Raw genomic sequence first — 24339 nt, forward strand, 5'->3', positions numbered from 1 at the left:
GGGCCGGAGTCGTCCCGGACGACTCCGGCCCTCGGCCGTCTCCCGCGGACCGCTCAGATGCCTCTGCGCGGCCCCGGCGGCAGCGCCGCCTGCGGAGGGTGCTGCTGCGCCGCCCAGGCCGACGGATAGGCCGCGTACGGCTGGCCGTGGAGCCCCGTGAAGCCCGACAGGCCCGTGCTCAGCGCCGTCCCGAACGCCCGGAACGCCAGCTCCTCCTCACCGCTGCGGTCACCCGGAAGCGTGCGGAACGACCGGCGGTACTCCGAGTACAGGGCATCGAAGATCGGCGTCGCCGAGAATCCGGCCGGGACGTCCTGCGCCGGGCGCATGCCGGGGATCGGACTCGGATACGGCTGGGGGAAAGGGTCGTATGCGTGCACGTAGGTGCCAACGACCCCGCCGACCGTCGGATGCGGGCGGCTCTCCGAAAGAGCGGCCTGCCGGGGGCGCGGCACGGTCGGCACCCGCCGCGGACGCGCCGGCCCTATCCCCGGACGTCCCTCGTCCATCAGGTACCGGCCAGCGGCATCGCGGCGGCGACCAGGCGCCCGTTCACCGCGGCCTTCTCCAGGGCGTCCCGCAGCAGGTCCTCGCGCGGCTGCTGGCCGATGGAGCCGACCGGCGCGGCGAAGACCAGCACCGTGTGCGACTTGTTGGCCGCCGCGCGCCAGCCCTCGGTCACCTGGAGCGGCTGGTGCGCCTGCCACCAGGCGCTCTGGCCGGTGCCGCCGGCGCCCGGCTGGAGCACCGAGTGCAGCTGGCCCATGGCGACCAGGACCGACCAGCCGGGCAGCGCGGCCGGCTTGGTGTTCAGGTCGGCGACCGGCTGGAAGCCCTGCTCGGTGAGGAGCGACAGGAACTCGTCGGTGAGGCCGCCCGAGCCGGGGCGCGCCACCGGCGCCGTCGGCTCGACGACCAGCGCCGGGTGCAGCTCGCCGTCGATCAGGACGAGACCGCTGGTGACGCCCAGCACCGCCTGCTCGGGGTGGGCGGCGGACAGCGCGTCGGCCTCGTCGGCGGCGGCGATGGAGGCGACGGCCCCCTGGAGCTGCTCCTCGGAGACCCGGACGATCTGCGAGGGGATGCAGCTGGCGTGGGCGAACGCGAGGACCGCGGTCTCTTCGCCGACGAACAGCACCGTGCTGGTGCGCTCCTGCTCGGAGTCGCCCGGCGTGCGGCAGGAGGTGCAGTCGTAGCTGCCCGGGGCGTTGTCGCCGGCGAGCAGCCGGTCGGCTTCTTCGTCGCCGATCTCGGCGCGTACGTCCTCGCTGACGTCGAGCATGCGCGGCACGGGGGGCTCCCTGGAGTCGTGACGGACGGACCCCGGGCCTTTCCCGGGCGTCTCTCATGCCGAGTTCAACGGGTCAGGCGCGGGCGGGGTCACGCGCGAAACCGGGCAACTTGCCCCTGGCGCGTGCACGGGGGGCGGCCCGGCGTCCGTGACTCCGACCGGGTGGGAAGTGAACAGCGTTCCGCGCGGCACGGAGCCGGGGCGCCGGAGCCCGACCTAGCCTGCGGCGATGTCGATGATCCGATTTTGGACAGCCGGCTCGCTCGCGGCGGCCTCCGCGGCGGCGCTGCTCGCCCTCCACCAGGCGCCCGCCGCCACGGCCGCGCCCGGCGACGACGGGCCCGGCACCGCCGGAGCGCCCGGAGCCCCCGCCGTACCGGCCCTGCCCGACGTGGCCGGCACGGCCGCCGAGTCCGGGCTCGCGGACGCCGCCGACGCGCTCGCCGCCGCGGCGGCGGCCGTGGCGGCGGCGCAGGGCGGCGGCACCGGGGCCGTGCCCCCGCCGCCGTCGGCGGGACCGGCGGGCGTGCCCGCGTACGCCTGCGCCGAGGACCAGTGGCCGTGGGGCTGCGTCGCCGAGTGCGAGAGCAGCGGGCGCTGGCACGCCAACACCGGCAACGGGTACTACGGCGGGCTCCAGTTCTGGCAGCCCACCTGGATCGAGTTCGGCGGCCTGAAGTTCGCCCGCCGGGCCGACCTGGCCACCCGGCAGCAGCAGATCACCGTCGCCGAGGACGTCCTGCGCGTGCAGGGCTGGAGCGCCTGGCCCGTCTGCTCCAAGCGGTACGGGCTCAGCGGGCGCGTCCACACCGTGCAGCCCGGCGACACCCTCGCCGGCATCGCCCGCCGCTTCGCCGTCAAGGGCGGCTGGCAGCGCCTGTACGCGGCCAACAAGAGCGTCATCGGCCCCGACCCGAACCGGCTGTACGTCGGCACGATGCTGCGGATCGCGCCGCTCTGACGGCGCCGAGGTGACGGACGTACGGAGCCGGGGCGGCCGCCCGCCCCGCCCCTCCGGACGACCGGGAGCCGGCCCCCGGCGCCCGGGGGACCTGCCCGCAGGCAAGACGGGCGGGGCGGGCCGGCGCGGCCCGGGGCGCGGTGCCCGGTCACCGGCCGTGAGGGCGGGCGCCGCCGGAGCAGTACAGTCGGCCCGACCGATCGACTGACCGGGGGGAACCGGCAGATGCGCATCTCCTTCCTGCTCCACAACGGCTATCACTACGGCGGGACCATCCGGACCACCTTCACCCTCGCCGAACAACTGGCGGAGCGTCATGACGTGGAAATCGTCTCGGTGTTCCGCCACCGCGACCGCCCCCGCCTCGGCCTCCCGGCCGGGGTGACGCTCCGTCACCTCGTCGACCTGCGGGCGGACGGGCCGGAGTACGACGGCGACCACCCCGACTTCCACCGCCCCGCCCGGGTCTTCCCGCGCGGCGACGGGCGCTGGAAGCAGTACAGCGCGCTGACCGACGCGCGGATCGGGGAGCACCTGCGCGGGGTGGAGGCCGACGTCCTCGTGGGCACCCGGCCGGGGCTCAACGTCCACCTGGCCCGGCAGGCGGGGCCCGGGCCGCTGCTCGTCGCCCAGGAGCACCTGATCCTCGACGGGCACAGCCGCCGGCTGCGGCGGGACATCGCCCACGAGTACGCGCTGCTCGACCTCGTCACCACCGTCACCGAGGCCGACGCCCGCGCCTACCGTCGGCTCCGTCTGCCGGACACGGTCCGCGTCGAGGCCGTGCCCAACAGCGTGCCGGCGCCGGCCGTCCCGCCCGCCGACCCGTCCGCCCGGGTGGTGGTGGCGGCGGGCCGGCTCACCCGGGTCAAGCGGTTCGACGTCCTCGTCGACGCCTTCGCCGAGGTCGCCGCCGACCATCCGGACTGGAGCCTGCGGATCTACGGCAGCGGGGACGCCGTGCAGGACCTGCGGGGGCCGCTCGCCCGGCAGATCGAGGCCCGGGGGCTCGGCGGGCAGGTCCGGCTGATGGGCCAGGTCCACCCGATGGAACCGGAGTGGGCGAAGGGCTCCATCGCGGCCGTCACCTCCGAACGGGAGGCGTTCGGCATGACGATCGTGGAGGCCATGCGGTGCGGGCTGCCGGTGGTGGCCGCGGACTGCCCGCACGGGCCGCGCGAGATCGTCGAGGACGGGGTGGACGGCCGGCTGGTGCCGGTCGGCGACCCGGGCGCGGTCGCGGGGGCGCTGCGCGAGCTGATGGACGACGAGGAACTGCGGGCCGCGGCCGGCCGGGCGGCCCGCACGGCGGCGGAGCGGTACGACCCCGCGCGGATCGCCGCGCGTCACGAGGAGCTGTGGACCGGGCTGCTGGCGGGCGGCACCACCCGCCGCGTCCACTCCCCGGCGGCCGCGGCCCGGCACGCCTGGACGGGCCGCGCGGTCGACGCCGGGTACACCGCGAAGGCGGCGGCCGGCCGGACGCTGCGCCGCCTCGGCCTGCGCTGACGGGCCCGCCGCGCCGCCCGCCGCCGCCCCGCCGTCCACGGGTCCCCGGGGCGGGCCGGCTCGGCCCGCATCGCCATGGCCGGCAGACCGCCCAGGAGGAAGAAGGCGAACGAGGTCGCCAGATAGAGGTGGCCGATCTTCTTGCGGTCGGTGGTGGTCAGCCAGTCGATCACGATCCGGCCGTGCCGCTGCCGTGCGGATTCCGTCGTGGTGGTCGCCGCCTCGGTGCTCACCGGTGCCTCCGCCCCGTGTTCCGCTTCTTCGGCGTCCGGCCGGAGTAAGCATCCTGTAAGGGAACGGTGAGGGAGCCGCGCGCGGACCCCCGGGTATTTCGCCGATTCGCGGCCGGCCCCGAATTCCGGACCGCGGCCGAAAACCGCCGGAGAAGCGCCGGAGAACCGCCCGAACGGTTCGTGCGAACCTCCGGCCGTGTTTTCGAATGACCGGAGAAAAGTCCGGGGACACGGCCGCCGCCGCCCGTCCCGGGTTCCTTCCCGCTGTCGGGAAGTTGTGACGCAAGCGTGACCGCGAGGGGACTAACGTGACCCCATGGCACCCATACCGCGCACCCCCGAACCGCCCCGAGACGCGCCCGAGTCCTATGTGGGCCTCGACGCGGACGCCGCCGCCCGGCTCGCCAGGACCCGCGGCTGGCGGGTCGTCCGGGCCCTCCCGCCGGGCGCGATCGTCACCATGGAGTACGTCGCAGGACGCCTCAACTTCGAGGTCGAGGACGACACCGTCACCCGCTGCTGGACCGGCTGACGGCGGGCACGTCCCGGGCACGCGGAAGGGCCCCGGCCGGACGGCCGGGGCCCTTCGACGTACCGGGGGGGTGCGGGATCAGGCGGTGAGACGGTCCGACGACGGCCGGCTCCGGGCCGCCCGGGCGTGGCCCGCCGCCGCTCCCGCCGCCCCCACGGGCTTCCGCGCGGGGTCCTCGCCGGCCACCGGGGCCGGGAAGAGCCGCGGCCCGCCGGACGCCACCGGCAGCGAGGGCACCAGGCGGCGCCGGGCCCGCAGCCGCTCCCTGATCCGGTCGCGCCGGTCCAGGATCCACGCCTCCACCACGGCGATGACCGGCTCGCACCAGGGCAGGGCCAGCAGGATCAGCAGGCCGGCGGCCCAGCCCAGCAGCACGTCGCTCAGCCAGTGCGTGCCGAGATAGACCGTCGTGAGGCCGACTCCTAGCGCGACCACCGCGGAGAGCGCCGACAGATAGCGCCGGGCCCGCGGGGTGGTCGCGAGGTAGGCGAGGATGCCCCAGGTCACCACCGCGTTGGCGGTGTGACCCGAGGGGAATATGTCGCCGCCCGCGAACAGCTCGGCCGAGCCGATCCGGGTCGCGTAGTGGGGGCCGAGCCGGCCGAGGCCGAGCTTCACCGAGCCGACGGTGACGTTGAGGATCAGCAGCGCCGCGCCGAGCGAGAGGAGCGGCCGGAGGGTGTGCTGGCGCCAGGAGCGCCAGCCCAGCCAGGCCGCCACCATCACCGCCGTGGGACCGCGCTGGCCGAGGACGACGTAGTAGTCGAGGAACGCGTGCAGCTCCGGCCACTGCTGGTAGGGACGGAAGAGCATGATCTTCCAGTCGAGGGTCACCAGCCAGGTGGAGAGCAGCACCGCCACCACGACGATGAGATAGAACGCCGACGTCCCGCCGAAGAGGGCGAGACGCGTCCGGGTCATCCGCGGGACCTCTATCTTCGGCGGGACCGGCTCCCGGTCCAGCCGGGCAAAGATGTCGGTACGCACCCGATCGACGTTACAGGGGGTGAGCAGACGACCCGCGCGATCCGCTCCCTTCGTGATGACGATGTGATGTGGAGTGGGTCTCATCGGTCCGGCCATTCCGGACTCCCGTCGGAAAATCCGATGACCTTCAGCCCTATTGCCGCCGGGGGTGATTCCGGAAGCCTGTTTGTACGGCACGGAATTACTTCAAACACCCGTCCGTGCGGAATTCCATGCGACGCGCGGACGTGATCTTGTGGCGTACGCCACACCGGGAGCCTCGCCGGGGTGAGAGGTGCACCACCCTCCCGGGCCCCGTCCTCGCGTACGCTGACGGCTCACCCGCCCTCATCGCCGCGCCGCCGCACGCACATCAGCCCTGGTCGGCGGCGCCCTGCCGAGCGCGGGAGCGTCACTTGGAGGTACGGACATGTCGCGGACGATCACGGCCCGAACGGCACGGGGTGCCGCCGGCGGCGATGCCAACCGCTGGGCCGTCCTCGTCGTCCTCTGCGTCAGCCTCCTCCTGGTCGCCCTCGACGCGACCATCCTCCACGTCGCCGTCCCCTCGCTGACCGAGCACCTGCGCCCCGGCGCCACCGAACTGCTCTGGATCGTCGACGCCTACCCCCTGGTCTGCGCCTCCCTGCTGATCCTCTTCGGCACCCTGGGCGACCGGATCGGACGGCGCCGGGTCCTCCTCCTCGGCTACGGGCTCTTCGGGGTCGCCTCGGCCGTCGCCGCCCTCGCCACCGAGCCCTGGGTCCTCGTCGCGGCCCGCGCCCTGCTCGGCGTCGGCGGCGCCATGATCATGCCGGCGACCCTCTCCCTCATCCGGACGGTCTTCCCCGACCGGCGCGAGCGGGCCACCGCCATCGGCATCTGGACGGCGGTCGCCGCGATCGGCGCCGCCACCGGACCCGTGCTCGGCGGCTTCCTCGTCGAGCACTACTGGTGGGGCTCCGTATTCCTGCTGAACATCCCGCTGATGGCGCTCATCCTGCCGCTCGCCCGCCGGCTGCTGCCCGAGTCCCGCGGCACCGCCGAAGGGCCCTGGGACGTGCTCGGCGCGCTGATGGCCGCGGCCGGCGTCCTCGGCTGCGTCCTGGGCGTGAAGCGCGCCGGCGCCGGCGAGCCCCTGTTCTCCGCGCTGACCGCGGGACCGCTGCTCGCCGGTGCGCTGCTGCTCGTCCTCTTCGCCCGCCGCCAGCGCCGCCGGCCGCACCCGCTGATCGACACCCGGCTCTTCGCCCGGCCCGCCTTCACCACCTCCGTCGGCTGCATCGTCCTCGCCATGCTGGCCCTCGTCGGCCTGGAGCTCATCGCCGTCCAGTACCTCCAGCTGGTCCTCGGACTCAGCCCCCTGGAGACCGGGCTGCGGCTCCTCCCGCTCACCTTCGCCGCCATGGCCGCCGGCGCCACCGGCTCGTACACCCTGCGCAGGATCGGGCCCCGGCGGATGGTCGGCTGGGGCTTCGTGCTCACCGCCGGAGCGGTGCTGCTGCTCACGCTGATGGGCCAGCACGACCGCCCGCTGCTGCTCACCGCGGGCTTCGTGCTGCTCGGCTTCGGCCTCCAGACGACCCTCTTCTCGGCGTACGAGTCGATGCTGAGCGAGGCGCCGCCGCGGAGCGCGGGCGGGGCCGCGGCGATCGGCGAGACCTCCTACCAGCTCGGCGCCGGCATGGGCATCGCCCTCCTCGGCAGCGTCATGAACGCGGCGTACGCCCCCGGCCTCAGCGGCGTCCCCGGGGTGCCGGCGGCCGCGAGCGACGCGGCGGCGAACTCGCTCGGCGAGGCGTACCAGGTCGCCGACCGGCTCGGCGGCGCGGCCGGAGCGGCCCTGCACACCGCCGCCCGGCACGCCTTCGTCGACGGACTGCACCTCACCCTCTTCGTGAGCGCGGGCCTGCTGCTCGCCGGCGCCGTGATGGCGCTCCGGCTGCCCCGGGTGATGGAGTGCCCGGTGGACGTCGAGGCGGCGGTGGAGGAGGCGGAGGCCGCCGCGGCGGCCGAGGCCGAGGCGGCGAGGAGCGCGGGCGCGCGGACCCGGGAGCCGGCCGCGCCGCCGGCGGGGGAGCGGGAGGAGTGCGCCGGGCCGGGTCTGGTGCCCGGGCAGCCGGTGGCCTCGCCGGGCGACACGGGGACGGCCGCCGCTCCCCGGCCGCTGCCGGACGCCGGTCCGGCGGGGCGGATGAGCGGGGCGGCGGGCCGGGTCCGCTGACGCCGCCGGCCCGGACCCGCGGGGCGGGTCCGGGCCGGTTCGGCGTCGGGCGGGATCGCGGGGCGATCCGGAGGGCGGCGCGGTGCGGCGACGGAAGGGGCGTCAGCTCTGGTTGAAGAAGCCGTCCTGGCGGCGCCGGCCGGACTCGCCGCTGACGATCTCCGTGTCGGCGGGGGTGAGCAGGAAGACCCGGGTCGCCACGCGCTCGATCGAGCCGCGCAGGCCGAAGGCGAGGCCGGCGGCGAAGTCGACGACCCGCTTGGCGTCGTTCGGCTCCATGGAGGTGAGGTTGACGATCACGGGGACGCCGTCCCGGAAGAGCTCGCCGATGGCCCGGGCGTCCCGGAAGCTGTCCGGCGAGACGGTGGCGATCCGGCGGCCCCGGTCCTCGGCCGTGTCCGAGGCGACCCGGACCCGGGGGTCCGTCACCCAGGCGTCGCCGCTCTCGGCACCGTCGGCGTACTCGTCGTCGTAGTAACGCTCGTCGTTGTCCTCGACGAGTCCCAGCCAGGCGCTCGCCTTGCGCACCGATCCCATGGACGCCTCCTTTCACGCGGTCACTGCGGTCACTTGTGGTTCCGCATATCCCTATCGTCGTCCATGATGCGGATCGCGCGCCAAGTGGATAGGCGCCGCGCAGGGGATTCGTGACGGTACTGGTGCAGAACGTGAGGGGCGTTTTCTGGCGATTCGTCAGGAAACTTGGGGTATGCGGGGCCTGACGGAGGGCCATGTTGCTGAAAATATGAAAGTCGGTCCACAAGGGTGACGTCGGGCGCGTACGGGTGAACGCCCCCCCTCGCTACGATGCCGCGAGGCCGTCCGGCGGGCTCCCCCGGCCCACCCCGGGGGTTCCTCCGGGCACCCCCGGAGGGTGCCGCGCGGCCCGCCGCGCGCTCCGCGCCCGGCACGCTCTCGCACCGCACCACGGGGGATGGAATTGTTCGGCATCGTCAGACCCTGCACGCACCGGCTCACCGACCGCCTGAAGACCCAGTGGACGGCCCACCTCTGCGGGCTCTGTCTGGCCCTGCGGGCCGACCACGGCCAGTTCGCCCGGGTCGTCACCAACTACGACGGGCTCATCGTCTCCGTGCTGACGGAGGCTCAGACCGGGGTCACCGACGCCGGCCGGCGCACCGCCGGACCCTGCCCGCTGCGCGCGATGCGCACCGCGCCCGTCGCCCGCGGCGAGGGCGCCCGGCTCGCCGCCGCCGTCTCGCTCGTCCTCGCCTCGGCCAAGGTGCGCGACCACGTCGCCGACCGGGACGGCCTGCTGGCCCGCCGGCCGGTCGCCGCCGCGGCCCGCCGGGTCGCCCGCTCCTGGGACCGGGCCGGCGCCCGCGCGGGCCTCGCGGTCGGCTTCGACACCGCCGTCCTCGTCGACGCCGTGGACCGGCAGACCGGCATCGAGTCGCTGGCCGGGCCCGGCACCCCGCTCCTCGTCGTCACCGAACCCACCGAGACCGCCACCGCCGCCGCGTTCGCGCACACCGCGGTCCTCGCCGGACGGCCCGGGAACGCCGCGCCGCTCGCCGAGGCCGGCCGGCTCTTCGGCCGCCTCGCCCACCTCCTCGACGCCGTCGAGGACCAGGCCGCCGACGCGGCGGCCGGCGCCTGGAACCCGCTCACCGCCACCGGCACCTCCCGCGACGAGGCCCGCCGGCTCGCCGACGACGCCCTGCACGGCATCCGGCTCGCCCTCAAGGACGCCGAGTTCACCGACGGCAGGCTCGTCCACCAGCTCCTCGCGCACGAGCTGCGGGTCTCCGTCGACCGCGCCTTCGGCACCACGACCTGCGCGCACGGCGGCGCCGCCGCGCACGGCCACGGCCCGGTGCCCGGCAACCCGTACGCGCCGAACGGCCCCGGGACGAGCAGCCCTTACGGCCCCGGCACCCCGTACGCCCCCGGCCCCGGCGGACCCGCGGGACCCGGCGGGCCCTGGAACCCCGGCCCGGGCGGCGGCGGGGGCGGCGGCTTCCCGCCCGGCCCGCCGCGCCGCGGCCGGCGCGGCCTCATCGCCGGGTGCGCGGTCTGGGCCGGCCTCGCCTGCACCTGTCAGCTGTGCTGCGGCACCTACGAGGACCCGTGGAGCCGCGACCACAAGGACGGACTCTGCAAGCAGTGCGACTGCGGCAGCTGCTGCGACGGCTGCGAGTGCTGCTCCAACTGCTGCGGCGAGGACGGCTGCTGCGGCTGCGACTGCAACTGCGACTGCGGCAGCTGCTGACGGGCCGCCGCGCGGATCACCCCGCCGGGGCGGGCAGCTCCGGCGGGGAGATCCGGGACTCGGCGATCGCCGACGCGGTCACCCCCCACTTCCGCAGGATCCGGTCGTAGGTGCCGTCCGCCTTCAGTCCGTTCACCGCCGCCCGGAAGGCCGGCGCCAGCGCGGAGCCCTTCCTGAAGGCGAAGCCCACGTCGAGCCGCCGGTACTCGTTGAGGAACCGGGTGCCGGGCTGCCGCCCCACCGCGTACCGGATGCCGTTGATGGTGCTCATCACCACGTCGCTGCGGCCCTGCCGCAGCGCCAGCCAGGGCGCCCCGCTCTCGTTGAAGACGTGCACCTCGTACGGCTCCTTGCCTGCCGCCGCGCACCGGTCCCTGTTCTTCTCCAGGGTCTGCTCGAAGGTGGTGCCGGCACCCGTCGCCACCTTCAGCCCGCACAGCTGCGTCAGATCGGTGACCTCCTTCAGCGGACTGTCCTCGCGGACCGCGAAGCCCTGCCCGTCGTTGATGTAGGTCACGAAGTCGATCGTCTTCCGGCGCTCCTCGGTGACCCCGAAGTTCCCGGTGCCGACGTCGTACTTCCCGCTGCCCAGCGCCGGCAGGATCACCTCGAACCCGGCCGCCTCCCGCTTCAGTTCCAGACCGAGCGCCCGCGCGACGGCCGCCGCGAAGTCGGCGTCCAGGCCGACGACGGTCCTCCCGTCGGGGAGGTACGCCGAGCTGGGCGGGGTGCCGACCGAGGCGGCGAGCGTCAGGGTGCCCCGCTCGCGCACCTCCTCCGGCAGCAGCCGTACCGCCGCCTCGTTCCGGCCGGCCCCCGCGACCACGTCCTGGGTGGGCAGCGCGTCCCGGGCCGCGCCGGCCGGGGCGGTCGCCGCGGGAGCGCCGCCGGAGCAGGCGGTGAGCACGAGCGCCGTGGCGGCGGCGAGGACGAGGACGGTGGTGCTGGTGCGTCTGCGGGGGCTGCTCATGACTGCTCCAGGTGTTTCTCGAACGGCAGCGGACCGATCGACTCGGGATCGGCCGTGACGTCGAAGAGCGGACGGTAACCGGTCGCCAGGTAGAGGCCCCTGGCCTCCGGCTGGCGCGGACCGGTGGTGAGGTACACGCGGGTGTAGCCGCGGGCGGCGGCGTCGGCCTCCAGCGCGGCCAGCACCCGGCGGGCCAGACCGCGCCGGCGGTGCGCCGAATGGGTCCAGATCCGCTTCAGTTCGGCGGTGCCGGCGTCGTGGCGGCGGTACGCGCCGCCGGCGACGGGCGCGTCCCCGTCCAGGAGGAGCAGGAACGCGCCGTGCGGCGGGGCGAACTCGCTCGCCGGGAAGCGGGTCAGATCGGAGGAGTCGCCGTAGCGGGTCAGGTATTCGTGCGCCAGCTCGTCGAGGAGCGGGCGCGCCAGCGGATCGTCGGGCGTCGTCGCGCGCAGCGCGAGCGCGGACACCCGACCGGGCGGGAAGGACATGCGTCGGCCTCGGGCGGGAGGAGAGACAGGGCGGGGCGAGGGGAGGGGTGCGTGAAGGCGCGGGGGAGGCGCCGGCGGGGACGCCGGAGGACAGGTGCGACGACCTGGGGAAACGCAGCGGGACGGCTCAACAGGAAGAGGACCACACACGACCGAGGTCGATGTGGGAGCGCGTGACGAGCTGCTGCGGATGCATGGCCACAGTGGAACAGGCATCCGTTCCCCAGTCAACCGGTAGGAGACGTACGCCTCACCCAACCGCCCGCATCCCCGACGGACTTGACAGCCGCGCCGCCCCGCCCCGTAGCCTCACAGGGCGGACACCGGGCTGAGGGGCCCGGCCCGCCGCTCCACCCCCGTGCGTACGAAGGCGCACTCCCGTCCGACCCGCCTCCCCCGGCAGTCACGGAGCCTTCGCATGCCTTCCGTACCCCTCGGCACCCTCCGCCCGCCCGGCCCGCCGCCGGCCGCCGTCCCGGCGACGACCGGTCCGGCCGCCCCCGTCGTCGTCCCCGCCCGCAGGACCGGCCAGTGGACCGCCGCCGGCGCCGTCCTCGTCCTGCTCGCCCTCGGCCTCGTCTCGGTCGTCCGCAACGACGCCTTCCAATGGGACGTCGTCGCCCGCTACTTCACCTCGGCGTCCGTGCTGCGCGGCCTCGGCCTCACCCTGTGGCTGACCGCCGCCGTCATGGTCCTCGGCTTCGCCCTCGGCACCCTGCTCGCCGCCCTGCGGCTCTCCGCCAACCCGGTGCTGCGCGCGGTCGCCTGGGGCTACGTCTGGTTCTTCCGCTCCACGCCGATCCTCGTCCAGCTGCTGTTCTGGTTCAACATCGGCATGCTCTACCCGACGATCCTCGGCGTCTCCACCGTCGACCTCCTCGGACCCGTCGCCGTCGCCGTCCTCGGCCTCACCCTCCACGAGGCCGCCTACGCCGCCGAAGTGGTGCGCGGCGGCGTCCTCTCCGTCGACCGCGGCCAGATCGAGGCCGCCCAGGCGCTCGGCCTCGGCCGCCGCCGGCGCTTCACCCGGATCGTGCTCCCGCAGGCCATGCGCGCCATCGTGCCGCCCGCCGGGAACATGCTCATCGGCACCCTCAAGGGCACCTCGATCGTCTCCGTCATCGCCGTGCAGGACCTGCTCTACTCCACCCAGCTCGTCTACCACCGCACCTACGAGGTCATCCCGCTCCTCCTCGTCGCCACCCTCTGGTACGTCGCCGTCACCTCCGTCCTCGGCATCGGCCAGCACTACGTGGAGAAGCGGTACGCGCGCGGCACCGGGACCGGCCGGTGAGCGCCGCCTCGCTGGTGATCGTCGGCGCGGGACCGCGCGGCACCGGCTTCCTGGAACGGCTCGCCGCCGCCCTGCCCGAGCTGTACGACGACCGGCCGCTCGACCTGCACCTGGTCGACCCGTACCCGCCCGGCCCCGGCCGGATCTGGCGCACCGCCCAGTCCCCGCTGCTCTGGATGAACTCGCGCGCCGAGGACGTCACCGTCTTCACCGACGACACCGTCCGCCTCGACGGTCCCGTGCTCCCCGGGCCCACGCTCGCCGAATGGGCCGGCACGGACGGCGGCCGGTTCGCCCCCCGCCCCGAGCAGGGCGCCTATCTGCGCTGGGCGTACGAGCGGGCCCGGGACGCGCTGCCCGCCACCGTCACCCTCCGCGAACACCGCACCACCGCCCTGCGGGTCGACGGCCCCCGCGACGGCCGGCAGCGGGTGTGGCTCGCCGGCCGCCCCACCCCGCTCACCGCCGACCTCGTCGTCCTCACCCTCGGCCACCTCGACGCCGAACCCGACGCCGCACAGCGCGAACTGGCCGGCTTCGCCGCCCGCCACGGCCTCGTCCACGTGCCGCCCGGCCACACCGCCGACCTCGACCTGTCCGCCCTCCCGGCCGGCGAACCCGTCCTCGTCCGGGGCCTCGGCCTCGCCTTCGTCGACCTCATGGTGCTCCTCACCGAGGGCCGCGGCGGACGCTACGAGGGCCCCGAGGACGCGCCCGTCTACGTGCCCTCCGGCCGGGAACCGGTGCTGTACGCCGGCTCCCGCCGGGGCGTCCCGTACCACTCCAAGATCGGCTACGCCCTCGGCGGCGAACGGCCCCCGCTGCCCCGCTTCTTCGGCCCCCGGCAGGTCGACGCCCTGCTCCGCCGGGACGGGCCGCTCGACTTCCGGCGCGACGTCTGGCCGCACGTCTCCCACGAGCTCGGCTGGGCCCACTACCACCGCCTCTTCACCGCCCACCCCGACCGCACCACCGGCGACTGGGACGGCTTCGCCGCCGCCTGGGCCGCCGCCGCGCCGGGCGACCCCGGCCTGCGCGCCCTGGTCGCCGCCGCCGTCCCCGACCCCGCCGACCGCTTCGACCCCGACGCCCTCGACCACCCCCTCGCCGGCCTCCGCGTCCCCGACGCCGACGCCCTCCAGGACGCCCTGCGCGCCCACGTCACCGCCGACCTGCGCCGCCGCCACGACCCCGCCCACAGCCCCGACGCCGCCGTCTTCGCCGCCCTCCTCTCCGTCTACGGACAGCTCGTGCGGCTCGGCGACCGGATCGAGACCGACGGCTGGTGGCACGGCTTCTTCAGCTTCCTCGCCTCCGGCCCGCCCGGCCCCCGGCTGCGCCGGCTGCTCGCCCTCTCCCGGGCCGGCACCGTCCGCTTCCTCGGACCCCGCCTCACCGTGGAGGCCGACGAGCGGCGCGGCGTCTTCCGGGCCTCCTCGCCCGCCGTGCCCGGCGCGGTCACCGAGGCCCGCGCCCTCGTCGAGGCCCGGCTGCCCGCCCCCACCGTCACCGGCACCGCCAGCCCGCTGCTGCGCGGCCTGTACGAGGACGGCGCCCGCGCCACCCCCGGCGGGCTGCTCGCCGTCGACCCCGCCGACGGGCGGATCGCGCAGCGGGACGGGCGCCCGCACCCGCGCCGGATCGCCCTCGGCCCGCACACCACCGCCCGCGCCGGCGGCGGCTTCGCCCGGCCCCGGACCGGCGGGGTCGCCTTCGCGCAGAACGACGCCGCCGCGCGCGCCGCGCTCGCCTTCCTGCGGGACGCCGGCCGACAACAGGCCGCTCCCGCCCCCACGCCCGCCGCCTGACCGGCCGCCCGTCCCCGCACCCGTACGCATCCGCGTACCCGCCCTCCCGTCACGGACCGAGGAGCCACCATGACCCTCACCAGCGACCCGCCGGCACCGGTCGACACGACCGGGCCCCCGCCGTCCGCCGGCGACCGCGCCGCCCTGACCGTCGTCCCCGTCCGCCGCCCCTGGCGGTGGGTCGCCGTCGCCGCCACCGCCGTCGTGCTCGTCCAGTTCGGCCACGGCCTCGTCACCAACCCCGGCTGGGAATGGGACGTCTTCGCCCGGTACTTCGCCACCGACGCGATCCTCCGGGCCGTCTGGGTCACCCTCCAGCTGACCCTCTACGGCACCGTGCTCGGCTTCGCCCTCGGCGTCGTGCTCGCCTTCATGCGCCTCTCGGACAGCCCCTTCCTGCGGGCCGTCGCCTTCGGCTACGTCTGGGCCTTCCGCTCCATCCCGCTCATCGTCCAGCTCCTCTTCTGGTTCAACCTCGCCTATCTCTACGAGGAGTTGAGCATCGGCATCCCGTTCGGGCCCGGCTTCTACTCCTTCGACACCGTCGGCCTGGTCGGCGCCATGAGCGCCGCCGTCCTCGGCCTCGCCCTCCACCAGGCCGCCTACGCCGCCGAGATCGTCCGCGGCGGGGTCCTCGCCGTCGACGCCGGACAGCTGGAGGCCGCCGCCTCCCTCGGCATCCCGCGCCTGCGCCGGCTGCGCCGGATCGTGCTGCCGCAGGCCATGCGGTCCATCCTGCCCAACGCCGCCAACGAGATCGTCTCCCTCTTCAAGGGCACCTCGATCGTCTCCGTCATGGCCATCGGCGAGCTCTTCTACCAGGTCCAGGTCGTCTACGGCCGCACCGGCCGGGTGGTCCCGCTGCTGATGGTCGCCACCGTCTGGTACGTGCTGCTGACCACCGCGCTCTCCGTCGTCCAGTACTACGTCGAACGCCACTACGCGAAGGGGAGCACCCGATGAGCACCCGCACCGCCCCGCCCGCCGACACCGGCCCCAAGGTCGAACTCCGCGCCGTCCGCAAGAGCTTCGGCGCCACCGAGGTCCTGCGCGGCGTCGACCTCGACGTCGCCCACGGCGAGGTCGCCGTCGTCCTCGGCCCGTCCGGCTCCGGCAAGTCCACGCTGCTGCGCACCATCAACCACCTGGAGAAGGTCGACGGCGGCTCGGTCAGCGTCGACGGCGTCCTCGTCGGCTACCGCCGCTCCGGGAACAAGCTGTACGAACTGCGCGAGCGGGAGATCCTGCGGCAGCGCACCCGGATCGGCTTCGTCTTCCAGAACTTCCACCTCTTCCCGCACCTCACCGTCCTGGAGAACATCACCGAGGCGCCCGTCTCCGCCCTCGGCCGCCCCCGCCGGGCCGCCGAGGACGCGGCCCGGAAGCTGCTGGCCCGGGTCGGCCTCGCCGACAAGGCGGAGGCGTACCCCCGGCAGCTCTCCGGCGGGCAGCAGCAGCGGGTCGCGATCGCCCGCGCCCTCGCCCTCGAACCGGGCCTGCTCCTCTTCGACGAGCCGACGTCGGCGCTCGACCCCGAGCTGGTCGGGGAGGTCCTGGACGTCATCCGGGACCTCGCCGCCGCCGGCACCACCATGATCGTCGTCACCCACGAGATCGGCTTCGCCCGCGAGGTCGCCGACACGGTCGTCTTCATGGACGAGGGCCGGATCGTCGAGCGGGGCACCCCCGCCGAGGTCCTCGACCACCCGGCGCACGCGCGCACCCGCGCCTTCCTCTCCAAGGTCCTCTGACCCTTCCGCCCCCGCACCCAGGAGTCCGTCATGCGTACCCGCCGTACCCTGCTCGCCGCCGTCGCGCTCGCCGCCCTCGGGGCCCTCACCGCCTGCGGCACCGGTGACCCCGCCACCGAGATCAAGCCGGACGGGAAGCCGGGCCGGGGCGTGAACCTCGGTCCGGACCAGAACCGGATCCGCACCGGCAAGGCCGACGCCGTCGCCGCCAAGGTGCCCGACGCCGTCCGCAAGAGAGGCACCCTCGTCGTCGGGGTGAGCGCCGGCGGGCAGCCGCCGCTGAACTTCTACGCCACCGACGACAAGACCCTCATCGGCGTCGAGACCGACCTGGCCACCCTGGTCGCCGACACCCTCGGACTGAAGGCCGACTTCCAGGCGGTGTCCTGGGAGAACCTGTTCGTCGGTCTCGACAGCGGCAAGTTCGACGCCGTCTTCTCCAACGTCACGGTGACCGAGGAGCGCAAAGACAAGTACGACTTCGCCACCTACCGCCGCGACGACCTGGCCTTCGAGGCGAAGAAGGGCTCCGGATGGACCGTGAAGGGCCCCGCCGACGTGGCCGGGAAGAGGATCGCGGTCGGTTCGGGCACCAACCAGGAGAAGATCCTCGTCGACTGGTCGGAGGAGAACGTGAAGGCCGGCCGGCCGGGCGTCGACATCCGGTACTTCCAGAACCCCACCGACTACTACCTGGCCCTCCAGTCCGGCCGCATCGACGGCTACCTCGGCCCGAACCCGTCCGTCGCCCACCACGTGGCCGCCGCCGGCCAGACGGAGGTGGCCGGGACCTTCTCCGGGGCCGGCGCCGGCCTCCAGGGCAAGATCGCCGCCACCACGAAGAAGGGCAGCGGCCTCGTCGAGGCGTACGCCGCCGCGCTCGACCACGTCATCGCGAACGGCAGCTACGCGAAGGTCCTGGAGCGCTGGGGCCTGTCGTCCGAGGCGGTCACGAAGTCCGAGATCAACCCGCCGGGCCTGCCCCGCACCGAGCACTGACCCCCGTCCGTCCCGTCACCGCATCGAGGACCCCGCATGACCGGAGTACGACCGCTCCACCTGGCCGCCGAGATCGCCCCCGCCCCGCCGGACGGGTCCGGGGCCCGGGCCGTCGCCGACGTCCTGGCGACGGCCCGGGCCGCCGAGGACGCCCGGCTCGACTTCCTCACCCACGACGACTCCTTCGCCCGGCCCGGGCTCGACGCGCTCGCCGTCCTCGCCCGGATCGCGCCCGCGACCCGCTCCGTCGGCCTGGTGCCGACCGTCACCACCACCCACACCGAGCCGTTCCACGTGCAGGCCGCCGTCGCCACCCTCGACTGGGTGAGCCGGGGCCGGGCCGGCTGGCGGATCGACGTCTCGCCCGGCGAGGCCGAGGCCCGGCTCTTCGGCCGCCGACCCGCGCCGCCCGCCGCCGCGCTCTGGCAGGAGGCGAGCGAGACCGCCGAGGTGTCCCGGCGGCTGTGGGACAGCTGGGAGGACGACGCCGAGATACGGGACGTGGCCACCGGCCGCTTCATCGACCGCGACAAGCTGCACCACGTCGGCTTCGAGGGCTCCGCCTTCTCCGTCAAGGGCCCCTCGATCGTGCCCCGGCCGCCGCAGGGCAACCCGGTCGTCGTGGTCGATGCCACCCGCCCGGCCGCCCGGGAGACCGCCGCCCGCCACGCCGACGTGGCGCTGATCCGGGCCGCCTCCCCGGAGGAGGCCGCCGCGCTCCGCGCCGAACTCCACCGCGCCGCCCGGGCGCACGGCCGCGACCCGGGACTGCTCCGGGTGCTGCTGACCGTCGCCGCCGACCTCGGCACCCACCCGGGCGGGCCCGCCGCGCTGGCCGCGCAGGTCGCCGGCTGGCACGGCGGCGGCGCCGTCGACGGCCTCCACTTCGTGCCGGCCGTCCCCGGGCGCGACCTGCCCCGGTTCGCCGCCGAGGTGGCCGGCGCCCTGCGGGACCGGGGCCTGTTCCGCACCGCCTACGAGGGCACCACCCTCCGCGACCGCCTCGGGCTGCCGCGGCCCGTCAGCCAGTACGCACCGAAGGGAGCCGACGCGTGACCGAGTCCCGGCCGGCCAGGAAGCAGATCCACCTCGCCGCGCACTTCCCCGGCGTCAACTCCACCACCGTCTGGTCCGATCCGCGGTCCGGCTCGCAGATCGACTTCTCCTCCTTCGAGCACCTGGCGCGGACCGCCGAGCGCGGGCTCTTCGACTTCTTCTTCCTCGCCGAGGGCCTGCGGCTGCGCGAGTACGGCGGCCGGATCCACGACCTCGACGTCGTGGGCCGCCCGGAGTCGATCACCGTCCTGAACGCGCTCGCCGCCGTCACCGACCGGCTCGGCCTCGCCGCCACGGTCAGCTCCACCTTCAACGAGCCGTACGAGCTGGCCCGCCGGCTCGCCACCCTGGACCACCTCAGCGGCGGCCGGGCGGCCTGGAACGTGGTCACCTCCTCGGACGCCTTCACCGGCGAGAACTTCCGGCGCGGCGGCTTCCTGGACCGGGCCGACCGCTACACCCGGGCCGCCGAGGCGGTCGCCGCCGTCCGCGGGCTGTGGGACTCCTGGCCGGCCGGCGGCGAGCGGCGCCGCTTCGCGTACGAGGGGCGGCACTTCCGGATCGAGGGCGAGGCCACCGTCGAACGGCCCCCGCAGGGGCATCCGGTCGTCATCCAGGCCGGGGACTCCGACGAGGGGCGGGAGTTCGCCGCCTCCGCCGCCGACGTGGTCTTCTCCCGGCACTCCACCCTGGAGGCGGGGCGGGCCTTCCACGCCGACGTGAAGCGCCGGCTCGCCCGGTACGGGCGGCGGCCCGGGGACCTGAAGATCATGCCGGCCGCGACCTTCGTCCTCGGCGACACCGAGGCCGAGGCCCGGGAGAAGGCCGCGCTGATCAGCCGGCAGCAGGTCTCCCCGCAGAACGCCCTGCTCGCCCTGGAGCAGGTCTGGGGCCGCGACCTGTCCGGGCACGACCCGGACGGGCCGCTGCCGGACGTCGACCCGGACCCGGAGTCCACGCTGGTCCAGGGCCGGGTGCGGATCGCCGACCCGCCGGCCGTGGCGGCCCGCTGGCGGGCGCTCTCCGAGGCCAAGGGACTGTCGACCCGGGACACGGTGATCGAGGCGACCGCCCGGCACTCCTTCGTCGGCACCCCGGAGTCGGTCGCCGCCGCCCTGGAGGAGCACGTGGCGACGGACGCCGCCGACGGCTTCATCCTGGTCCCGCACCTCACCCCGGGCGGGCTGGACGACTTCGTCGACCGGGTGGTGCCGCTGCTCCAGGAGCGCGGGGTCTTCCGTACGGAGTACCCGGGCGCGACGCTCCGGTCGCACCTCGGGCTCCCGGCGCCGGTGTGGAAGGGTGGAACACCATGAGCGACACGAGCAGCAGCGAGAGCGGCGACGCCGCCGGGGAGTGGCGGCACTGGCACGAGCGGCGCGAGGCGGCGGTGGCCTCCTCGTACGGCCCGCTCTCCCTCACCGGCACCCACTGGCTCGCGGACTTCCCCGGAGGCCGGCTGCCGGGCCTGCCGGGGGAGTGGCGGGAGGACGACGGCGAGGTGGTGCTGACGGCGGAGGCCGGGGACGGGCTCACCGTCGACGGCAAGCCCTTCGCCGGCACCGTCCGGCTCACCGCCGACCACCCGCCGGTGCACGCGTCCCGGGTCGAGGCGGAGGGCCGCCGCCTCGTGGTGATGCACCGCGAAGGACTGTGGGCGGTACGGGACTTCGACCCCGGTTCAGCGGCGCGGCGGGCCTTCCGGGGCATCGAGGCGACGCCGTACGACCCGCGCTGGGTGGTGCCGGGGGCGTACCGCGCGTACGAGGAGGCGCGCAGCGTCCGGGTGGCGAACGCGGACGGGAAGGAGCGCGGGCTCGGGCTCTCCGGGGAGCTGGTCTTCGAGCTCGACGGGCGGGTGCACGCGCTCCAGGTGGCGGTGGAGGACGACGGCACGCTGTGGGCGGTCTTCGCGGACGCCACCAGCGGGCGGTCCACCTTCCGGTTCCGCTTCCTGCGTCCGCCGGCGCCGGCGGCGGACGGCTCGGTGACGGTGGACCTCAACCGGGCGCTGCTGCCGCCGTGCGCCTTCGCGGACCACTTCATCTGCCCGTTCCCGCCGCCCGGGAACACGCTGGACCTCGCGGTGGAGGCGGGGGAGCGGCGGGTGCTGACCGCCTGACCTTCTGCCTTCCGGGATGCGGACGACGGGTGCCCCGGCCGGTGCGGCCGGGGCACCCGTGCGCGCGGCGGTCCGGTGCGCGGTCCGGTGCGCGGTCTTGTGCGCGCGGCCGGGAGGCGGCACCATCGCTGGCGGTGCATGTCAGGAACACGTCATCTGACGGCGCCTCACGGGCCTCTCACCCCCCGGGCCCCCTCCGCTTTTCCCAGAAGGAAGTGAGGAGCACAGTGAGGATCAAGCGCACCCGACTGCTCGCCGTCGCCGCCGGACTCGCGGCCGTCACCGCCCTCGGGCTCCCTGGAGCCCAGGCCGCGCCCGCCCCCGGACCGGCCCCCGCCGCCCAGCTCGCCCGCGCCGAGAGCGCGGTCGACGCCGCCGGGGTCGGCGGCACCGCCTGGTACGTCGACCGGGCCGCCGGCCGGGTCGTCGTCACCGCCGACTCGACCGTCTCCGACGCGGGCCTCGCGAAGATCCGGGCCGCCGCCGGGAACGACGCCGGAGCCCTGCGCGTCCAGCGCACCCCCGGCGTCTTCCGGCCCCTGCTCGGCCCCGGCGACGCCATCTACGGCAGCGGCTACCGCTGTTCGCTCGGCTTCAACGTGCGCAGCGGCTCCACGTACTACTTCCTCACCGCCGGCCACTGCGGCAACGTGGTGGACACCTGGTACGCCAACTCCGCCCAGTCCACGCTGATCGGCGCCACCACCGGCTCCAGCTTCCCGGGCAACGACTACGCCCTGGTCCGCTACGACAACACCTCGCTCACCCGCACGGGCGGCTTCACCGCCGCCGACGCCTACGTCGGCGAGTCCGTCAAGCGGTCCGGCTCCACCACCGGCACCCGCAGCGGCACCGTCACCGGCCTGAACGCGACCGTCCGCTACTCCGGCGGCGGCACGGTGAAGGGCATGATCCAGACGAACGTCTGCGCCGAGCCCGGCGACTCCGGCGGCGCGCTGTACGACGGCACCAAGGCGCTCGGCCTGACCTCCGGCGGCAGCGGCAACTGCTCCACCGGCGGCACCACGTTCTACCAGCCGGTGCCGGAGGCCCTGGCGAAGTACGGGGTCAGCCTCCTCTGACCGCGTGGGGGTGCCCCGGCCGGTGCGGCCGGGGCACCCCTTTCCAAGATCTTGTGAATCCGTTCACAAAAGGACCTACGGCCCCTGCCCCAGGGTCTTTCCGCGCTCCTTTCCGCAGGTCACCGGGTGTCGAATGGAGGTGTCGGAGAAACCAGGGACCGGTGAAGGAGGCCGTCATGGAGGCCAAGGAGAGGGTGGAGGGGCTCGTCGGGCGGGCGCTCGGGGCGCTCGCGGAGTTCGAGACCCTCGACCAGGACCGGGTCGACCACATCGTGAAGAAGGCGTCGCTCGCCGCGCTGGCCGCCCACGGCGAGCTGGCCCGCCTCGCCGTGGCGGAGACCGGCCGCGGCCTCTTCGAGGACAAGGCGGTCAAGAACCTCTTCGCCTGCGAGCACGTCACGCACGCGATGGCCGGGCTGAAGACCGCCGGAGTGATCCGCCGCGACGAGCTCACCGGCATCACCGAGATCGCCGAGCCCGTCGGCGTCGTCTGCGCGATGACCCCCGTCACCAACCCCACGTCGACGACCGTCTTCAAGGCGCTGATCGCCCTCAAGACCCGTAATCCGATCGTCTTCGCCTTCCACCCCTCCGCGCAGGAGTGCTCGGCCGAGGCCGCCCGGATCGTCCGCGACGCCGCCGTCGCCGCCGGCGCCCCCGCCGACTGCGTCCAGTGGATCGAGGAGCCCTCCATGGAGGCCACCGGTCTCCTCATGCGCCACGAGGGCGTCTCCCTCATCCTCGCCACCGGCGGCAACGCGATGGTCCGCGCCGCCTACTCCTGCGGCAAGCCCGCCCTCGGCGTCGGCGCCGGGAACGTCCCCGCCTACGTCGCCCGGGACGCGAAGCTCGGGCGGGCGATCCACGACATCGTCCTCTCCAAGGCGTTCGACCACGGCATGATCTGCGCCTCCGAGCAGGCCGTCATCCTCGACGCGGAGGTGTACGAGGAGGGCATCGCCGAGTTCGAGCGGCTCGGCGCCCACGTCGTCACCGCCGCCGAGAAGACCAAGCTGGAGGAGTACCTCTTCGGCGCCACCGCCCATGGCACGAACTGCGGCGGCGCGAAGCTCAACCCGGCCGTCGTCGGCAGGTCGCCGGAGTGGATCGCCGCACAGGCCGGCTTCGCGGTCCCCCCGGGCACCTCGATCCTGCTCGCCGAGTGCGCCGAGGTCGGCGAGAACGAACCGCTCACCCGCGAGAAGCTGTCCCCGGTCCTCGCCGCCCTCAAGGCCGGCTCCACCGAGCAGGGCATCGAACTGGCCGCCGCCATGGTCGAGTTCCACGGCCTCGGGCACAGCGCCGCCGTCCACACCGAGGACGAGGCGCTCGCCGAGGAGTTCGGCCGGCGGGTCAAGGCGGTCCGGGTCATCGTCAACGCCCCCTCCACCTTCGGCGGCATCGGCGACGTCTACAACGCCTTCCTGCCCTCCCTCACCCTCGGCTGCGGCTCCTACGGGCACAACTCCGTCTCGCACAACGTCACCGCGGTCGACCTGGTCAACGTCAAGCGGATCGGACGGCGCACCACCACCATGCAGTGGTACAAGATCCCGCCGAAGATCTACTTCGAGCCGGGCGCCGTCCGCTACCTCGGCGAGATGGAGGGCCTGAAGCGGGTCACGATCGTCACCGACCGGACCATGGGCGAGCTCGGCTTCGTCCGCAAGGTCACCGACATCCTCCACGGGCGGGCGGAACCCGTCGAGATCCAGGTCATCGACGACGTCCGGCCCAACCCCGAACTCGCCACCGTCCGGGCCGGCGCCGCCGCCATGCGGGACTTCCGGCCGGACACGATCGTCGCCCTCGGCGGCGGCTCCCCGATGGACGCGGCGAAGATCATGTGGCTGATGTACGAGCGGCCCGAGGTCGCGTTCGCGGACACCAAGGAGAAGTTCTTCGACATCCGCAAGCGGGCCTACCGGTTCCCGAAGCTGGGCGAGAAGGCGAAGCTGGTCGCGATCCCGACCACCTCCGGCACCGGCAGCGAGGTCACCCCCTTCGCCGTCATCTCCGACCCGGAGGCCGCCCAGAAGTACCCGCTCGCCGACTACGCCCTCACCCCGGACGTCGCCATCGTCGACCCGGTGCTGCCGCTGCACCTCCCGCCGGCCGTCACCGCCGACTCCGGCTTCGACGCCCTGACCCACGCCACCGAGGCGTACGTCTCGGCCTACGCCAACGACTTCACCGACGGCCAGTGCCTCCAGGCCATCCGGCTGATCTTCGAGAACCTGGAGACCTGTGTGAAGGAGGGCGCGAAGGCGCCCGGGGCCCGGGAGAAGATGCACAACGCGTCCACCCTCGCCGGCATGGCCTTCGCCAACGCCTTCCTCGGCCTGGTCCACGCCATGGCCCACACCCTCGGCAACACCTTCCACGTCGCCCACGGACGCACCAACGCGCTGCTCCTGCCGCACGTCATCCGGCACAACGGCACCGTCACCCACAAGGCCGTGCCGTGGCCCAAGGCCGAGACCTACCGGGCCCCGGAGCGCTACCAGGAGATCGCCCGGACGCTGGGCCTGCCGGCCGCGACGCCGGAGGAGGGGGTGGAGTCGTACGCCCGGGCCGTCGAGGAACTGCGCGCGCGGTGCGGGATCCCGGCGTCCTTCCGGGAGGAGGGCGTCGACGAGGCGGCCTTCCTGGCGGCCCTGCCGCAGCAGGCGATGAACGCCTACGCCGACCAGTGCGCCCCCGCCAACCCGCGGATGCCGATGATCGACGAGATGAAGGAGCTGATGACCCGGGCCTACTACGGCGCGTGACGCCCGGACCCGGACGTGAGGAGGCCCCCGCCGCGGCGGGGGCCTCCTC

21 protein-coding genes and 1 pseudogene are annotated in these 24339 nt (G+C 74.7%); 15 read left to right on the forward strand and 7 right to left on the reverse strand.

Annotated features, from left to right (window positions below; all coding sequences use genetic code 11):
* Positions 1-53 precede the first annotated feature (53 nt).
* The gene (locus tag ACFVQZ_RS25240; protein WP_036414610.1) at positions 54-380 is read right to left on the reverse strand and encodes a hypothetical protein; all 327 of its coding nucleotides are present in this window, start codon (positions 378-380) and stop codon (positions 54-56) included.
* A gap of 128 nt (positions 381-508) precedes the next feature.
* Positions 509-1291 carry a hypothetical protein gene (locus tag ACFVQZ_RS25245; RefSeq protein ID WP_030494513.1) on the reverse strand — a complete coding sequence of 261 codons (783 nt, stop codon included), beginning with the start codon at positions 1289-1291 and terminating at the stop codon, positions 509-511.
* Between the two features lie 460 nt (positions 1292-1751).
* Between ACFVQZ_RS25245 and ACFVQZ_RS25250 the strand changes: the two genes are divergently transcribed.
* Both ACFVQZ_RS25250 and ACFVQZ_RS25255 read left to right on the forward strand, forming a co-directional pair.
* Positions 1752-2252 carry a transglycosylase family protein gene (locus tag ACFVQZ_RS25250; RefSeq protein ID WP_081959009.1) on the forward strand — a complete coding sequence of 167 codons (501 nt, stop codon included), beginning with the start codon at positions 1752-1754 and terminating at the stop codon, positions 2250-2252.
* A gap of 225 nt (positions 2253-2477) precedes the next feature.
* Positions 2478-3761, forward strand: a complete 1284-nt coding sequence (locus ACFVQZ_RS25255) for a glycosyltransferase (protein WP_030494511.1) — start codon at positions 2478-2480, stop codon at positions 3759-3761.
* A gap of 44 nt (positions 3762-3805) precedes the next feature.
* Here the strand turns inward: ACFVQZ_RS25255 and ACFVQZ_RS25260 are convergent.
* Positions 3806-3994, reverse strand: a pseudogene (locus ACFVQZ_RS25260) (cytochrome ubiquinol oxidase subunit I); the annotation flags it as partial.
* Between the two features lie 316 nt (positions 3995-4310).
* Between ACFVQZ_RS25260 and ACFVQZ_RS25265 the strand changes: the two are divergent.
* Entirely contained in the window at positions 4311-4526 is a 216-nt protein-coding gene (locus tag ACFVQZ_RS25265; RefSeq protein WP_030494509.1) for an I78 family peptidase inhibitor, read from the forward strand.
* A gap of 78 nt (positions 4527-4604) precedes the next feature.
* Here the strand turns inward: ACFVQZ_RS25265 and ACFVQZ_RS25270 are convergent, their stop codons facing one another.
* Entirely contained in the window at positions 4605-5447 is an 843-nt protein-coding gene (locus ACFVQZ_RS25270; RefSeq protein WP_321192689.1) for a phosphatase PAP2 family protein, read from the reverse strand.
* Between the two features lie 475 nt (positions 5448-5922).
* Here ACFVQZ_RS25270 and ACFVQZ_RS25275 point away from each other — a divergent pair, with 475 nt between their 5' ends.
* Positions 5923-7716, forward strand: coding sequence for an MFS transporter (locus ACFVQZ_RS25275; protein ID WP_383626281.1), 1794 nt, complete (start codon positions 5923-5925; stop codon positions 7714-7716).
* Positions 7717-7818: 102 nt separating this feature from the next.
* Here the strand turns inward: ACFVQZ_RS25275 and ACFVQZ_RS25280 are convergent, their stop codons facing one another.
* Entirely contained in the window at positions 7819-8253 is a 435-nt protein-coding gene (locus ACFVQZ_RS25280) for a cell division protein SepF (RefSeq protein WP_030494506.1), read from the reverse strand.
* A 403-nt stretch (positions 8254-8656) separates the two neighbouring features.
* On the opposite strand from ACFVQZ_RS25280, the gene ACFVQZ_RS25285 reads away from it, so the two are divergent.
* A complete protein-coding gene (locus ACFVQZ_RS25285; protein WP_030494505.1) occupies positions 8657-9949 on the forward strand; it encodes a DUF5685 family protein in 1293 nt (430 codons plus the stop codon).
* Positions 9950-9965: 16 nt separating this feature from the next.
* Here the strand turns inward: ACFVQZ_RS25285 and ACFVQZ_RS25290 are convergent, their stop codons facing one another.
* Together ACFVQZ_RS25290 and ACFVQZ_RS25295 are read right to left on the reverse strand one after the other, a co-directional pair.
* Positions 9966-10919, reverse strand: a complete 954-nt coding sequence (locus tag ACFVQZ_RS25290; RefSeq protein WP_383626283.1) for an ABC transporter substrate-binding protein — start codon at positions 10917-10919, stop codon at positions 9966-9968.
* The gene (locus tag ACFVQZ_RS25295; RefSeq protein ID WP_030494503.1) at positions 10916-11407 is read right to left on the reverse strand and encodes a GNAT family N-acetyltransferase; all 492 of its coding nucleotides are present in this window, start codon (positions 11405-11407) and stop codon (positions 10916-10918) included. Before ACFVQZ_RS25295 ends, ACFVQZ_RS25290 begins: the two co-directional genes overlap by 4 nt.
* Positions 11408-11825: 418 nt before the next feature.
* On the opposite strand from ACFVQZ_RS25295, the gene ACFVQZ_RS25300 reads away from it, so the two are divergent.
* The 10 genes from ACFVQZ_RS25300 (at position 11826) to adhE (ending at position 24290) form a co-directional block, all read left to right on the forward strand.
* Positions 11826-12701 carry an amino acid ABC transporter permease gene (locus ACFVQZ_RS25300; protein ID WP_383626286.1) on the forward strand — a complete coding sequence of 292 codons (876 nt, stop codon included), beginning with the start codon at positions 11826-11828 and terminating at the stop codon, positions 12699-12701.
* Positions 12698-14509 carry an FAD/NAD(P)-binding protein gene (locus ACFVQZ_RS25305; RefSeq protein WP_383626289.1) on the forward strand — a complete coding sequence of 604 codons (1812 nt, stop codon included), beginning with the start codon at positions 12698-12700 and terminating at the stop codon, positions 14507-14509. Before ACFVQZ_RS25300 ends, ACFVQZ_RS25305 begins: the two co-directional genes overlap by 4 nt.
* 69 nt (positions 14510-14578) lie before the next feature.
* Entirely contained in the window at positions 14579-15472 is an 894-nt protein-coding gene (locus ACFVQZ_RS25310) for an amino acid ABC transporter permease (protein WP_383626291.1), read from the forward strand.
* Positions 15469-16260, forward strand: a complete 792-nt coding sequence (locus ACFVQZ_RS25315) for an amino acid ABC transporter ATP-binding protein (protein ID WP_383626294.1) — start codon at positions 15469-15471, stop codon at positions 16258-16260. Before ACFVQZ_RS25310 ends, ACFVQZ_RS25315 begins: the two co-directional genes overlap by 4 nt.
* Before the next feature lie 30 nt (positions 16261-16290).
* Positions 16291-17259: an ABC transporter substrate-binding protein gene (locus tag ACFVQZ_RS25320; RefSeq protein WP_030494498.1), complete on the forward strand. Its 969-nt coding sequence runs from the start codon at positions 16291-16293 to the stop codon at positions 17257-17259.
* Between the two features lie 36 nt (positions 17260-17295).
* Positions 17296-18315 (forward strand): LLM class flavin-dependent oxidoreductase, encoded by a 1020-nt coding sequence (locus ACFVQZ_RS25325; RefSeq protein ID WP_383626297.1) that lies wholly within the window; start codon positions 17296-17298, stop codon positions 18313-18315.
* On the forward strand, positions 18312-19631 hold the full coding sequence (locus tag ACFVQZ_RS25330; RefSeq protein ID WP_383626299.1) for an NtaA/DmoA family FMN-dependent monooxygenase: 1320 nt from the start codon (positions 18312-18314) through the stop codon (positions 19629-19631). The genes ACFVQZ_RS25325 and ACFVQZ_RS25330 overlap by 4 nt, the downstream gene beginning before the upstream one ends.
* Positions 19628-20437 (forward strand): DUF1684 domain-containing protein, encoded by an 810-nt coding sequence (locus ACFVQZ_RS25335; protein WP_383626302.1) that lies wholly within the window; start codon positions 19628-19630, stop codon positions 20435-20437. Before ACFVQZ_RS25330 ends, ACFVQZ_RS25335 begins: the two co-directional genes overlap by 4 nt.
* A 227-nt stretch (positions 20438-20664) precedes the next feature.
* Positions 20665-21519, forward strand: coding sequence for a S1 family peptidase (locus ACFVQZ_RS25340; RefSeq protein WP_383626305.1), 855 nt, complete (start codon positions 20665-20667; stop codon positions 21517-21519).
* A 176-nt stretch (positions 21520-21695) separates the two neighbouring features.
* Positions 21696-24290, forward strand: coding sequence for a bifunctional acetaldehyde-CoA/alcohol dehydrogenase (adhE, locus tag ACFVQZ_RS25345; RefSeq protein WP_383626308.1), 2595 nt, complete (start codon positions 21696-21698; stop codon positions 24288-24290).
* Positions 24291-24339 lie beyond the last annotated feature (49 nt).

This window comes from Streptomyces sp. NPDC057854 (genome assembly GCF_042797055.1).
Classification (GTDB): domain Bacteria; phylum Actinomycetota; class Actinomycetes; order Streptomycetales; family Streptomycetaceae; genus Streptomyces.